Here is a 13,336-nt window from a genome sequence, read left to right as displayed (position 1 = left end):
GCGCCGCCAGAGGACGGCGCCAGCCGTTTCACCTTGAAATATAGGAAAGGCTATTCTAACGCTATCCTTTCTCTATATTTCTCGGACTGAAACGCGCTGCGCCGCCAGAGGACGGCGCCAGCCGTTTCACCTTGAAATATAGGAAAGGCTATTCTAACGCTATCCTTTCTCTATATTTCTCGGACTGAAACGCGCTGCGCCGCCAGAGGACGGCGCCAGCCGTTTCACCTTGTTTTTCAAAGTTAGTGGTTAAAAACAGGGAAATCAGGAAAACATACACTTTATTCAATCAAGCGCAAAACAAAGGGATGGCGGTGCAAAGTGAAGACATTTCTAGCCTATATACCGGAATACCCCGTCTTCCTTCAGGCACTGGCCGTGCTAATCGTTCCGGTCATACTCTCGGTCGTATTCAAATGGGCTGAGTCGGAAAGGAATTGAGTCATGAATAGGGAAAACAGCATTGAAAGCCGTTTAGAGGTTATAAGAGAACAGATAAAGGAATACGGAGATGTCAGCATACGGCAATTTGAACTGGGGCAGACAGAGATCAAAGCGGCAATTGTGTATTGTGATGGGCTGACGGACAGGGAGCAAATTGATTTTCATGTGTTACAAGCGTTAATGTCCTATTCGTTTGATGATCGACCGATTTCGAAGGAGCTTATTCAAAATACCCTGTTATCTACAAGCGAAATTATGGAAGTGGAAACGCAGGAAGAGATGCTTTCCAAAGTGCTTACAGGTTATACGGCCTTAATAATTGATGGGATAAAAGAAATTACATTAATCTACGCGCTCGCGGGCAAAAGCCGCAGCATTGAAGAGCCTATTTCGGAAGCATTGGTTCGCGGGCCAAGAGCGGGATTTAATGAAAATTTATCCGACAATATCGCTTTGCTGCGCAAACAGGGTGAAAATAAGGACTTGTGTTTGCTAAAGCTCCAGGTTGGCGAGCGGGCGAAGAAGGATCTGTATATCGGCTATATGAAAGGAATCGCGGATCCTGATCTAGTGGAGGAGGTGCGCCGGCGGGTATCTAAAATCCGCATCGACAACGTGCTGGAGTCGGGCTATATTGAGCAGCTAATTGAGGATAACTATTTAAGCCCCTTTCCGCAAATTCAAAACACGGAAAGGCCAGATAGAGTGACGGCAGCTCTAATGGAAGGGAAGGTGGCCATTTTGCTTGATGGTACGCCATTTGCTCTAATCGCACCTGTAACCTTCAGCATGCTGCTGCAGTCGCCAGAGGATTATTATGAGCGCTGGATTGCCGGCACGCTGCTAAGGATTATGCGCTTTTTCGCCGCAATAATGGCCTTGTTTGTTCCGGCTACTTATATTTCCTTCATCTCCTTTCACCCTGGCTTAATTCCAACTAAATTGGTCATTTCCATCATTGCTACGAGAGTAGGCGTACCTTTCTCTTCTCTGGTTGAAGCATTGATTATGGAAATTGCCATTGAAATATTGCGGGAAGCTGGCCTCCGTCTGCCGAAGCCGATTGGTCCGGCGATGGGAATCGTAGGCGGTCTCATTATTGGGGAAGCGGCTGTTCAGGCGGGAATTGTCAGCCCGATTCTCGTTATCGTCGTGGCACTGACCGCGATCTGCTCGTTTTCGATACCGCAATATAGTGCCGGCATTTCTATACGTATGCTGCGCTTTCCCGCGATGTTTTGTGCAGCCGCCTTCGGCATGTATGGCGTTATCTTGTATGCTCTGCTGTTAGGCGCTCATATTTCGAGGCTGCAAAGCTTTGGCGTCCCTTATGCCAGCCCGGCAGCTCCATACCGGTTAGGGGAATGGAAGGATTTTCTTATGCGCGCGCCGCTGCGGATGATGAAGCGGAGGCCAAAGCTGCTTTATCCGCAGGATTCTACTAGAAAAAGGTGAGCCAATGAGCGGGAACCAACAGGCTATAGGCGGCCTTCCCCAGGAAAAACTCACGACCATCCAGGTCGCGGTTATGATTTCTAACTTCATGCTGGGCTCTGGCATATTATCGCTTCCCCGGGTATCAGCGGAAAAGGTTGGCACGCCGGACGCTTGGATATCGGTCTTATTGGGCGGGCTTGTAGCCATTGTGGTGGGGGTCATTATGGCGCTTTTATCGCAAGCCTATCCCGGTCAAACCTTTTATGAATACAGTCGAAAAATTATAGGTTCGTGGCTGGGGCATTTGCTAGGTCCAGTGATGATCTTATATTTTGCCGCGACTGCCGCTTTTCAAGTGCGTTCTTTAGCCGAGGTTTCCAGCTTTATATTATTAGAGGGAACACCGCAATGGGCGATTACTTCCGTATTTTTGTGGGTGGGGCTGTATTTGATGCTGGGCGGACTCGGTGCCATTGCCCGGCTGTTTGAGCTGATTTTGCCACTGACGATTTTCATCTACTTACTGGTAACGTTAATGGGGTTTACTATATTTGATTTAGATAATTTGCGTCCGCTATTGGGGCAAGGCATCTGGCCCGTTCTAAAAGGGATTCAGACGACCTCGCTCGCCTTTACAGGCTTTGAGGTCATTATCTTCTTGACAGCCTATATGAAAAATCCCCAAAAAAACATTAAAGCGGTGACCGCAGGGATAGCCATTCCGCTCGTTATTTATATTGTGACCGTCTTTATGGTCATTGGGGCATTGTCCGTTGATGGCACCTTAACGAAAAACTGGCCTACACTTGATATGGCCAGAAGCTTCGAATTGTCGGGCTTGATTTTTGAAAGATTCGAATTTTTGCTGTTGATTATTTGGATTATGCAAATTTTCTCCAGCTTCACAACCGCCTTTTATTTTTCAGCGTTGGGCATTTCCCAGCTATACAAGCGCAAAATAAAAACCTGTCTGTATGGTCTGCTCCCATTCGTTTATATTTTCGTTGCTGTCCCGAAAAAATTAGACGATGTGTTTACGCTTGGGGACTGGATTGGAAAAGTGGCATTGTATTTGTTTGGGGTTATTCCGATTGTTTTATTGATTGTGACGAAATGGAGGGCGAGCAAGCATGCGAATTAGACATAAAGCCAAGCGCTCGCTCCTTATTGTTTTATGTGCGGTCGTTCTGCCCTTGCAGACGGGCTGCTGGAGCAAGGATGAGATCGAGGATCAAAGCATCTATGTCGGCATGAGCCTGGATCCGGCGAGTGAAACGAAACTGGAAAAAACATTTCGTAAGGAAGGAGACGACTATCGCAAGCGCAAGCTTCTAAGTTATACCCTGCAGATTATTAATGTGCAATCTGAAAGCCAGCATAGTGGCGGACAGGCGCCAGTCTCAGCGAAGCCATATTTTAATATTTCCGAAACCGGGGATTCCATGTTTCAGCTCATTCGCGAGTTTTCGGCGCGAATGGAACGTCCAGTCATTGGCCAACATATGAAGGTCATTGTTATTAATGAGAAGCTTTCGCGGAAATACAGCATGAATGAGCTGCTCGATTTTTTCCTGCGTGACAATGAAATTCGGCCGAGTTGTCTCGTTCTGATTAGCAAAGGGAGCGCACGCAGCACATTGATTGCGAAAGACAACTCTATTATTCCGTCCTTTCGGCTTTCGGGACTAGTGGACAACCGTTACCGCTCCTTAAAAATTTTAGAGCCGATGACGTTATCGAAGCTGGAGGGAAAAATATATGGTGAGCAAAGCTATTTGCTGCAAAATGTCATTGCCGCAGATGGAGAGGTCAAATTTTCCGGCGGGGCCGTTATTAAAGGCAAAACGCAAAAATTGCAAGGGCTACTAAATGAAGAAGAAACGATTGGCTGCGTATGGCTGACTGGAAAAGGAGTGGGTGGCTTGGTCAAAAGCTATCATGAGGACAACCATCAGCCGATTGTCTATGAGGTGAAAAGCATGAAAAGCAAAATTGACGCCAAAGTAGCAGGTGATCAAATTTCCTTCCATGTGAGCATTAAGTCGAAGGGACGGCTGATCGAAGAATGGTTGAACAATAATGAACCGATTGATCCTGCATTTAAAAAACAGGCGGAAGTAGGCAGCCAGAAGGAAGTACGGAGACTGACCAATATGGCTCTGAAAAAGCTGCAGAAGCAATATGGAACGGATGTGCTTGGCTTCGGCAAGCAGTTCAGTATTCAGCATCCGCGCAAGTGGGAGAAAATAAAAGACCGATGGGAAGAGCTGTTTCCTGATATTCCGATTACAGTCAGCATCGACATGGAAATTACCGAATATGGGGCTAAAATTACGCGTTAGTGCCGGATTAAGCGGCATTTGGAGCCTATTTTAGAGCTGAAAAAACTGCGTGAAATACATATTTCACGCAGTTTCCCTTTACGCGCATTATATTTATCAGCTATGATAAGGAATATATCAAATTTTAGCTGGAAAAGTTAGAATTTGAGGAGCTGGAGGTAGCAAGCAGCATGTGGCAGCATGAAATTATCGATACGTATACGCAGGAGCTGGAGCTGTTCTCCATCTGGATGAAAAACAAAGGGATGACGGCGGCGACCCAGCGTGCCTATTTGAGTGACACTCAGCATTTTTTACATATGGTACATCCGAAGGCGCTGGATCAGGTGGGGAAATTGGATATGGTGCGATTTATGTCGGCTTGCCGTGAAAAAGGGGCAGGGGATGAAGCGCGCAACCGCAAGCTATCCTCCTTGCGTTCCTTTTATAAAGCGCTGATCGAGCTTGAGGCTCTCAGCGTTAATCCGGCTGCGCTTATTGCCAAGTCAAAGCAAGAGAAGGGACGCATTCCTGTCTACCTGGAGGAGGAGGAGCTGGAGCAGCTTGTTTCTGCGATTGGTGGAAAATATTACGAGCGAAATCTCGCGATTATGCTGCTCATGTGTTATGCGGGACTGCGGGTAGGCGAGGTTCATCGTCTGAACTTGCAGCATTTTCATTCCGACGGCTCGCTTCATATTCTCGGAAAAGGACGGAAATGGCGGGTCGTTCCGCTGCCGGCACCGCTTCAGGAGGTGCTGCGCCGGGCGATGGAGACGCGAAAGGCGCCGGGGCAATTGAAGGAGCAGGCCATGTTCGTCTCGCAATTCGGCAGGCGGCTGTCCATCCGCATGATTCAGACCGTCGCGGATGAGACGATTGGGCTGATGAAGGAAAGGCTGCCAGAGCTTGCGGGCAAAAAAATTTCCAGCCATAAGCTGCGGCATTCCTTTGCTACGCTGCAAATTCGCAGCGGTACGGACATTCGTACACTGCAGGAGCTTATGGGCCATGCGAGTATAGCGACAACGCAAATTTATACGCATATAGACAATAAACAGCTGCAAAATGCGATGAATAATATTGCGGGCAAAATGAAGGTTGGCAGCAGAAAAGCCTAGCCGTTCAGTCTAGCAGGGGAAAGGAAGCGTTGCATCTCTGATGCAGCGTTTTTTTATGAAAGGGATGTCATTAGAAAGCGAGCAGCGCATAGCCTGCTTTTTTTCATTAAATAAGTTTACATAATTAAAGTTACGGTAACTTAAGATAATATCCTCAAATTTACTTAAGAGTAAATAAAGCTCAACTTTTTTAGTATTTAATATAAATAATTACATTATTCATAATTTCCTATATAATGAAATTGTTCGACAAAATTAGACGAAAGGAGGTTAATCATGATGGTACTAACATGGATGAAGGAGAGCCGAATGGCGGCAGCTTTTTTCGTATTACTTCGCTTGTATATTGGGGTGAAGTGGCTTTCGGCCGGTTGGGGCAAGCTGACTGGAGAAGGTTTTAGCTCGGCGGGCTTTATGGCGAATGCCGTCGAAAATCCGATCACGGATAAAGCGACAGGCTTGCTTGTTTATCCGGTGTACACGGGTTTTTTGGAGCATTTTGCTTTGCCCAACGCTGATCTATTTAATCTCATCATTCCCATTGGTGAATTTCTCGTAGGGCTGGGCCTTATTTTAGGAGCTTTCACCACGACGGCTGTTTTGTTCGGATTGCTCATGAATTTCATGTTTTTATTAGCAGGCTCTATATCCACGAATCCTTGGATGGTGCTGCTGGGCGGCATTATTCTAATCGGAGGAGCTAATGCTGGCAAGTTCGGGCTGGATTATTACCTGCTGCCCTACATGAAAACGAGGTTTCAACGTATCGCTGGCAAAAGCCGGAACGGCGGAGACAATCCATTTAAGCCGACAGCTGGCTAGAAGGTTATCTCTTTATTTCAGCCAGTTGCTCTGCGCCACTTACATAATAAGCAATATCAGACTCTAGATTAAAGGTGGCGCAGCGCAATGGTCGAACAGCTGCGTGCATGCGTTCAAATATACGACACAAATAGACGAAATCAGCCAATCTTTTTGTCTATTGTGAAAAAAATCACATATTAATGTTCTACGATCCCTTATGATAAAGACAGAAACAAACAACACATAAACACATAAGGAGTGAGTGGTCATGTTATACAAATGGCTGAGAGAAAATCGAATTGCAGCAGGTGTGCTTTTACTGCTTAGACTATATGTCGGGTACCACTGGCTGGAATCGGGCTGGGGCAAGCTGACAGGCGGGGGCTTTGATACGGCAGGATTTTTGAATAATGCTGTTCAGAACCCAGTAGCTGACAAGGCGACAGGGCTCCCCGTCTACCCGACGTATACCGCATTCATCGAGCATTTCGCACTGCCTAATGCAAAGCTGTTCAATTTTTTAATCCCGCTTGGCGAATTTCTAGTAGGTTTAGGTCTCATCGTTGGTGCACTTACGACAACAGCAGTATTTTTCGGACTTCTGATGAACTTTATGTTCATGTTCGCTGGAACAATATCGGTTAACCCATGGATGGTGCTGCTGGGTGTTTTCATCATCGTAGGTGGCGCAAATGCTGGCAAATATGGTCTTGACTACTACGTGCTGCCACTGCTACGCAAATGGTATCAACGTCTTGTTCATCACAAAAATGACGGCGAAAGCACCGGGTTGAAACCCTCGGCAAGATGACGCTGAGCCCGGGCACAATTAAATAAATGAAGGCTGCATCGTACAAGTCAAGGTTCCCCACGAACCGCTGATGGCTGCGATGCAGCTTTTTTTGCGTGATAATTACGGATTTTAACAATTTTATTCCTCTTTTGTATGCACAAAGACGTCATATATTGGTATGATGTACAAAACGGGAGGGGGATGAGCCAGATGAGCGCAAATAGCTCCAACGAACGAGGCAGCTTTGCTCGCCCTGCCATTGCACAAGGAGAAGGCATTGCGGCCTTTTTCACCCCAGCTGATTTGGAACGTTTAACCGAGCGGATGAGCATGCACCGTTATGAGTCGGGCAATCATTTATTTTGGGAAGGCGATGCAGCGAGCTACCATTATTTGATTGTTTCAGGAAGAATTAAGCTGACCCGAATGATGGCGGATGGCAAAAGCTTGACGCTGTCTTTTGCCGGGCATGGCGACTTTCTCGGTGAATATGGCGGTGAAGGTGAGCTTTTGCATGGCATGAGCGCAGAGGCCACAGAAGAAGTGGTTGTTGGGCTTATCGCTTCAGACGAATTGGAGCTGCTGCTAAATACAAATGGGAGCATGGCGGTCAGTTTCGCCAAGTGGCTAGGAATCATGCAGCAAATTAGCCAATCAAAGCTGCGTGATTTGACGCAGTTCGGCAAACTCGGGGCGCTCGCTTCGACGCTGATCCGGCTAAGCAATATGTATGGGGTGCTGCGTCCAGAAGGGCTGCATCTCGATATTCGGCTGACTAACAATGAGCTTGCTGAGCTGATTGGAGCGACGCGTGAAAGTGTCAATCGGATGCTTGCCGCGCTTAAGGATGAAGAGGTAATCAAGGTCGTCCGTGGCGAAATTATTATCCTCAAGCTGGATGAGCTTCGTCATCACTGTGAATGTCCGACGGCACCGACCTGTGCGAAGGGTGTTTGCCGTCTGTAAAATAACGTAAGGCAATCGCTAATGGTGGTGCGGGGGGAAGCGGCTCGCAGGCTTCATTAGCGATTTTGTTTTGCCCTTTGATTTCTAAGCTTGCAGCCCAAATCGTTTGAGATATATGACAGTAGTTGTCATCTAGCGAACGATATAATGGGAGAGATTAGAAGAAGCAATGAAAAGGGAGCGTGGCTGGTAATGAAACCATTAGCCGGAAAAGTTGCTGTTGTAGCGGGAGCGACAAGAGGAGCGGGCAGAGGAATTGCAATTGGTTTGGGGAAAGCGGGGGCAACCGTCTATTGTACAGGGCGCAGTGTGCGAGGCGGCTTGTCGAATATGAACAGGCAGGAGACCATTGACGAAACGGCGGAGCTCGTTGCCGCAGCTGGGGGTATAGGCATTGCTGTGCGCGTAGACCATACGGTGGAGTCGGAGGTTCGGGCATTGTTCGAGCGGGTTAAAGCTGAGCAGAATGGACAGCTAGACCTGCTTGTGAATGATGTGTGGGGCGGTGATCCATTAACTGAGTGGGGCAAGCCGTTTTGGGAGCATTCGCTGGAGGATGGCCTGCTTATGCAGCAGCGTGCTGTTTTTTCTCATATGATTACAAGTTATTATGGAGCGCCGCTTATGACCGCAAGAAAACAAGGGCTTATTATTGAAATTACAGATGGAGTAGACAACGAGTATCGGGGCAATTTGTATTATAGCTTGGCAAAAACGTCGGTTATCCATTTGGCTAAAGCGATGGCGGAGGATTTGCGCCCTTTTGGAGTAACGGCTGTAGCATTAACGCCAGGTTTTCTGCGTTCGGAAGCGATGCTGGACCATTTTGGCGTGACGAAGGAGAATTGGCGGGATGCAGCCGCGCAGGAGCCGCATTTTCTCATGTCTGAAACACCTGCCTACATTGGCGGAGCAGTTGCTGCGCTCGCAGCTGATCCAGAAGTACACCTCAAAACAGGGAAAGCGCTGAGCACTTGGGGGCTTTCGGAACAATATAGGTTTGACGATGAAGATGGCAGCCGCCCGCATTGGGGAAACTATGCGGCTACTATTGGAACGGATGCAAGCTCGGAAGCGGGCGACAGCGAAAAGACATAAACATCAGGAGGGAAATCAACTGCGGGCAGATCGATTGATTGCAATATTGCTGCTGCTGCAAAATCGCGGCAGAATGACGTCGCAGGAGCTTGCGGACAAGCTTGAAGTATCAGGGAGGACGATCCACCGCGACATGGAGGCGTTAAGCGCTGCAGGCATTCCTATCGTGGCCGAGCGGGGGACGAATGGCGGCTGGATGCTTGCCGAAGGCTACCGGACGAATTTGACCGGGATGAAGAAGGAAGAAATCCAGTCACTGCTTCTGTCTCAGCCGACTGGCATTGTCGGAGCTCTAGGAATCAGCGATAACTTTGAAGCTGCTTTTCAGAAGCTGATTGCCGCCTTTCCGTCGATGTATCAGGAGGAAGCGGAAAAGGTGCGGCAGCGTATTCATATTGACGGCGCAGGCTGGCGGGAAGCAAGCGAGCAGGTTCCGCTGCTCCCGCTTATTCAAGAAGCGATTTGGCTGGAGCGTCAGCTGCTCATTGTATATTCTCGCGGAGCGGAGCAGGCTGAGCGGCTAGTTCAGCCACTCGGGCTCGTGGCTAAAAATAATGCTTGGTACCTTGTGGCGGACACGGAAGGAGGAATGCGCACGTATCGCATTTCTCGGCTGCAAGAAGCTGCTATGCAAGGGGAGACGTTCGATCGGCCAGAACGGTTCGACTTAGCCTCCTACTGGCAGCAATCCATTGCGGAGTTCAAGTCTGCGCTGCCGCGTTATCCGGCGAAAATCCGCATGAAGGAAGCAGACCTATCTCGATTTCGCCAGCAATGGTATGTAACGCTTACGAAAGCAGGTGCTGTTTGTCAGGGTGAGCTAGAGGCGGATGTGCTGTTTAATACCCTGGAATCCGCATGCGAAATTTTGCTTAAATTCGGCTCAGCTGTTGAAGCTCTAGAGCCGCCAGAGCTGCGCCAGAAGCTGCTTCAAGAGGTAAAGGCAATGGCGAAGCTTTATGCAGATAATCTGGAGGATTATGCTGACAAATAGTCCACTGTAAACAAATGGGCTGCACACTCATATGCTGATCTAAATAATGATCCTTATTTGTGGAGGCTAATAGATGAATTGGGTTAACCATCAATGGAGAAACACGGTTTTTATGCCAGTATGGGCAACAACCCCACAGCATGCGCTAACGTTAATCAAAGAAGCTGTACAAGGAGAACGAAATGACGAGTTGTTTTATGATGAGCTAATTAGGCTTGCGCCAAATGCCGAGCAGGCAGGGATCATTATGTCCATTCGCAATGATGAGCGTGGGCACAACCAAATGTTTCGCGGGATTTATAGACAACTTACTGGCCAGGAAATTACCGGAGTCAGCAATGAAGCCCATCAGCCGGTGAGCTCCTACCTTGCTGGAATAGAGGAGGCTTTATTAGGAGAGCTCGCTGCGGTTGAAAAATACCGCAACATTTGGTTCGGCTTGCCCGTGGGTGTATATAAAGACACGGTTTTTGGCATTATTTTAGACGAGATGAAACATGCAAGCAAATACAATTATCTTATTACATTAAATCGAACGAATGGCTAGTTTAGAAAAAAATAAAGCCGGTTGCTCCTGATAGGAGAATGTACCGGCTTTATTTTTTTGTAAGGAGTTCATTTACTTAACTTAAGAAAAACGAATAAACGTATTTTGTTTACATAAAAAATAATATGTCACCTTTTTCGAGGGAGCCTCTCTTAACCTCCTATCATATTCTCTTTTTTCCTGCATATGTTTAGTTTGTTAAGGATAAATTCCAGTCGTATACGGGTGGGGTGTGATGAAAATGAACGCGGATGACATGCAGTGGGTGCGATTGGCTGCCGCTCATTTGCCGATTGGTGCGGAGCTTGCTGAAATTTGTTGCCCGTCGCCACATTACGCAGTTGTAGTGGCAGATTTAAATGGGGACGGTTGCCCCGAAGTAGCAGTGGTGTATCGTTTGCATAACGAATATTTTGTTATGATTTTGCAGCATTGTCAGTTTGGCTGGGTTGTAGCCGCTTGTGTGAAAGGAATGGGGTACGGCGTAACAGTGATGACTGCCGCGCCTGTAACCAACTGCTTATGCTGTAATTTAATCATTGGCTGGCAGGTTGGGGCGATATGGTCCACGCTGTCTGTGTATGCCTACAGCAATTTCAAGCTTTGTCCCGTGCTGCCGGCTGGCATCAATTTCAGCTATTTGGATGTGGAGGATATGCCAGGACCGAACGGATGGGATGGTCAAGCTGAGCTGGCGCTATGGGCACATGACACGGGGGAAGCTTATGATGTCCACGTCATGCGCTGGTCGAAAGGGATGCTTGTTCCAGCGCCAGATGTGTATCCCTATTACTTTTGCAAAGTTGTCGACTATTACGAACGAATGGTAGCGGAGCATCCGGATTATGGTTTTTATTGGTTCCATCTGGCAGATGCGCAGTTTAAAGCGTGCCAGCTGCAGGCGGCGCTTGCCTCTGTCCACAAGGCGCTTAGCTTCCCCCAGCCTTATCCATCGCTTGAGGTGCTGAAGCAATTAAAGCATGCCATATTGGCTAGCAGCCGAGGGGAGATGGGCATAGAGGCAGCACGGCCAGCAGCAGGTATAACTGCCGATATTGACGGCTTTGATGCGGAAGATAGGGAAAATGAGCGCAGAGTGGTACTTCTTCCCGCAGCAGTAAAGACGACGAGCGGGACAAAATGGGGCTATATTGATGCAAAAGGCAGCTTCGTCATAGCGCCGCAATTCAGCAGTGCAGATGCTTTTCAGCCGAATGGGCTAGCAGTTGTTCAATTAGGCAACAATAGCGGCCTAATTGACATGTCAGGCGCTTTCCGTATACGGCCGATTTATGATTTTATCGGCCCGTTCACGGAAGGACGTGCGGTCATCATTGATAGCGCAGGCTTTAAAATCATCGATGAGCGGGGAAATGTGCTGACGACTAAAGCCTATTCATACATCTCTGCGTTTGCAGATGAACGGGCGATGTTCTACGTCATGAATGAAGCAGACAGCAGCTCCAAATATGGGTATTTGGACCGTAAAGGGACGGAGGTTATTCCGGCACAGTTCGAAAGCGCTGGCGATTTTGCCAAAGGAAAAGCAGTCGTAAAGCTGCATGATCAGGCCTTTGCGTTAATTGATCGAAGTGGACGCAAGCTTGCGGAATATCCGTTTTATGATGTAGGCCAGCTCGGAGAGGGGCTGCTTTCCTATCAGCCGGAGCAAAACGGCAAATACGGGTACATTAATGAGCGCGGCCAATCGGTCATTTATCCGGCGTTTACAGCGGCCATGCCGTTTCAGGATGGACGTGCGATTGTGAATACAGCGGAGGATTTTCGCGCGCTGTACGGCGTCATTGACAAGCGGGGCGGCTATGTTGTGCAGCCGGCCTATAATGATATTCGCCAGCTGGGCGAGCAGCGGCTGGCGCTGGGCAAGGCGAGAAATGCGGATCAGCCGTATATCGGCTCGCTGTATGCGATTGCAGATCAAGACGGCAAGCTGCTGACGGACTATTTTTTCACGGATGTGGCGGATTATAAATATGGGCTGGCTTCCGTTACGGACGGGAAACAGACCTATTTTATAAATACAAAAGGGCAGCCTGCACAGGGGTATCCACGCCTGTCCGGAAGAGGCGTATTAACGATTATGGATGGCGTTGTGCAGGCGATAGTCGATAACCGGGAGTCCTATTATACGCGCAGCGGTCGCCTTATTTGGCAAAGCAACACGATCATTCCGCTGCGGGTTCCACTGCGTGTCAAGGAACATAAATATAAGCCGAACGTCGATTATTTGGTGTATTATCCAAGCGTTGAGGGTATGGTCAACCAAGCGGCACAGCAGCAGGTGAACCGCAAGCTGGAGGAGCTGTCGCAGGTCAAGAGGGTCCCGGCGAATGTGCAGCTGGAGTATTCGTATGATGGCGATTTTGACGTCGCCTGGTTCCACAAAAACCTGCTCGTTTTGCAGTTGAACGGCTACAATTTCCCGTTCGGTGCTGCTCATGGGATGCCGACGATGATTTACAGCCATATCAATGTCATCGACGGGTCGATGTACGAGCTGAAGGATCTGTTCCAGCCAGGCAGCAACTATGTAAAGGTGCTTAGTGATATCGTTGGCGAGCAAATTAAGACGGATCCTCAGTACAGCTATGTGTTCCCGGACACGTATATGGGCATTAAGCCGGATCAGCCTTTTTATGTGACGGAGGATGCGCTGCATCTTTATTTTAACCCTTATGATATTGCACCGTTTGCTGCCGGGTTCCCGACGTTCCGCATTCCGTATGCCCAAATAAGCACCATTATTGCAACAGAAGGTGCTTTTTGGCGGTCCTTTCATTGAGAGTAGCG

11 protein-coding genes are annotated in these 13,336 nt (G+C 48.3%); all 11 read left to right on the top strand.

Features of this window, described 5'->3' with window-relative positions:
• The first annotated feature begins 444 nt into the window (after nucleotides 1-444).
• The 11 genes from AC6B99_RS12890 to AC6B99_RS12840 all read left to right on the top strand — a co-directional run bounded on the left by AC6B99_RS12890 (nucleotide 445) and on the right by AC6B99_RS12840 (nucleotide 13,328).
• A complete protein-coding gene (locus tag AC6B99_RS12890; protein ID WP_496663485.1) occupies nucleotides 445-1,899 on the top strand; it encodes a spore germination protein in 1,455 nt (484 codons plus the stop codon).
• A gap of 4 nt (nucleotides 1,900-1,903) precedes the next feature.
• On the top strand, nucleotides 1,904-3,022 hold the full coding sequence (locus AC6B99_RS12885; RefSeq protein ID WP_494860201.1) for a GerAB/ArcD/ProY family transporter: 1,119 nt from the start codon (nucleotides 1,904-1,906) through the stop codon (nucleotides 3,020-3,022).
• A complete protein-coding gene (locus tag AC6B99_RS12880; protein WP_494860203.1) occupies nucleotides 3,012-4,223 on the top strand; it encodes a Ger(x)C family spore germination protein in 1,212 nt (403 codons plus the stop codon). Before AC6B99_RS12885 ends, AC6B99_RS12880 begins: the two co-directional genes overlap by 11 nt.
• A 170-nt stretch (nucleotides 4,224-4,393) precedes the next feature.
• Nucleotides 4,394-5,323, top strand: coding sequence for a tyrosine-type recombinase/integrase (locus tag AC6B99_RS12875; RefSeq protein ID WP_056040580.1), 930 nt, complete (start codon nucleotides 4,394-4,396; stop codon nucleotides 5,321-5,323).
• Between the two features lie 279 nt (nucleotides 5,324-5,602).
• Nucleotides 5,603-6,145, top strand: coding sequence for a DoxX family membrane protein (locus AC6B99_RS12870; protein WP_494879323.1), 543 nt, complete (start codon nucleotides 5,603-5,605; stop codon nucleotides 6,143-6,145).
• A 250-nt stretch (nucleotides 6,146-6,395) separates the two neighbouring features.
• Nucleotides 6,396-6,938 carry a DoxX family protein gene (locus AC6B99_RS12865; protein WP_056040574.1) on the top strand — a complete coding sequence of 181 codons (543 nt, stop codon included), beginning with the start codon at nucleotides 6,396-6,398 and terminating at the stop codon, nucleotides 6,936-6,938.
• A 192-nt stretch (nucleotides 6,939-7,130) separates the two neighbouring features.
• Nucleotides 7,131-7,886, top strand: coding sequence for a Crp/Fnr family transcriptional regulator (locus tag AC6B99_RS12860; protein ID WP_056040573.1), 756 nt, complete (start codon nucleotides 7,131-7,133; stop codon nucleotides 7,884-7,886).
• A gap of 192 nt (nucleotides 7,887-8,078) precedes the next feature.
• Nucleotides 8,079-8,984, top strand: coding sequence for an SDR family oxidoreductase (locus AC6B99_RS12855; protein ID WP_056040571.1), 906 nt, complete (start codon nucleotides 8,079-8,081; stop codon nucleotides 8,982-8,984).
• A gap of 19 nt (nucleotides 8,985-9,003) precedes the next feature.
• On the top strand, nucleotides 9,004-9,978 hold the full coding sequence (locus AC6B99_RS12850) for a helix-turn-helix transcriptional regulator (RefSeq protein WP_496663495.1): 975 nt from the start codon (nucleotides 9,004-9,006) through the stop codon (nucleotides 9,976-9,978).
• 73 nt (nucleotides 9,979-10,051) lie between these two features.
• Nucleotides 10,052-10,525 carry a ferritin-like domain-containing protein gene (locus AC6B99_RS12845; RefSeq protein WP_056040568.1) on the top strand — a complete coding sequence of 158 codons (474 nt, stop codon included), beginning with the start codon at nucleotides 10,052-10,054 and terminating at the stop codon, nucleotides 10,523-10,525.
• 235 nt (nucleotides 10,526-10,760) lie between these two features.
• Nucleotides 10,761-13,328 carry a WG repeat-containing protein gene (locus AC6B99_RS12840; RefSeq protein ID WP_496663484.1) on the top strand — a complete coding sequence of 856 codons (2,568 nt, stop codon included), beginning with the start codon at nucleotides 10,761-10,763 and terminating at the stop codon, nucleotides 13,326-13,328.
• Nucleotides 13,329-13,336 lie beyond the last annotated feature (8 nt).

Source organism: Paenibacillus liaoningensis (assembly GCF_059609455.1).
This window is presented reverse-complemented; position numbering and strand designations above follow the sequence as displayed.

Bases quoted from the DNA above. Each gene is read 5' to 3' on its own strand.
- AC6B99_RS12890 (WP_496663485.1), top strand. From the start codon at position 445: ATGAATAGGGAAAACAGCATTGAAAGCCGTTTAGAGGTTATAAGAGAA.
- AC6B99_RS12885 (WP_494860201.1), top strand. From the start codon at position 1,904: ATGAGCGGGAACCAACAGGCTATAGGCGGCCTTCCCCAGGAAAAACTC.
- AC6B99_RS12880 (WP_494860203.1), top strand. From the start codon at position 3,012: ATGCGAATTAGACATAAAGCCAAGCGCTCGCTCCTTATTGTTTTATGT.
- AC6B99_RS12875 (WP_056040580.1), top strand. From the start codon at position 4,394: ATGTGGCAGCATGAAATTATCGATACGTATACGCAGGAGCTGGAGCTG.
- AC6B99_RS12870 (WP_494879323.1), top strand. From the start codon at position 5,603: ATGGTACTAACATGGATGAAGGAGAGCCGAATGGCGGCAGCTTTTTTC.
- AC6B99_RS12865 (WP_056040574.1), top strand. From the start codon at position 6,396: ATGTTATACAAATGGCTGAGAGAAAATCGAATTGCAGCAGGTGTGCTT.
- AC6B99_RS12860 (WP_056040573.1), top strand. From the start codon at position 7,131: ATGAGCGCAAATAGCTCCAACGAACGAGGCAGCTTTGCTCGCCCTGCC.
- AC6B99_RS12855 (WP_056040571.1), top strand. From the start codon at position 8,079: ATGAAACCATTAGCCGGAAAAGTTGCTGTTGTAGCGGGAGCGACAAGA.
- AC6B99_RS12845 (WP_056040568.1), top strand. From the start codon at position 10,052: ATGAATTGGGTTAACCATCAATGGAGAAACACGGTTTTTATGCCAGTA.
- AC6B99_RS12840 (WP_496663484.1), top strand. From the start codon at position 10,761: ATGAAAATGAACGCGGATGACATGCAGTGGGTGCGATTGGCTGCCGCT.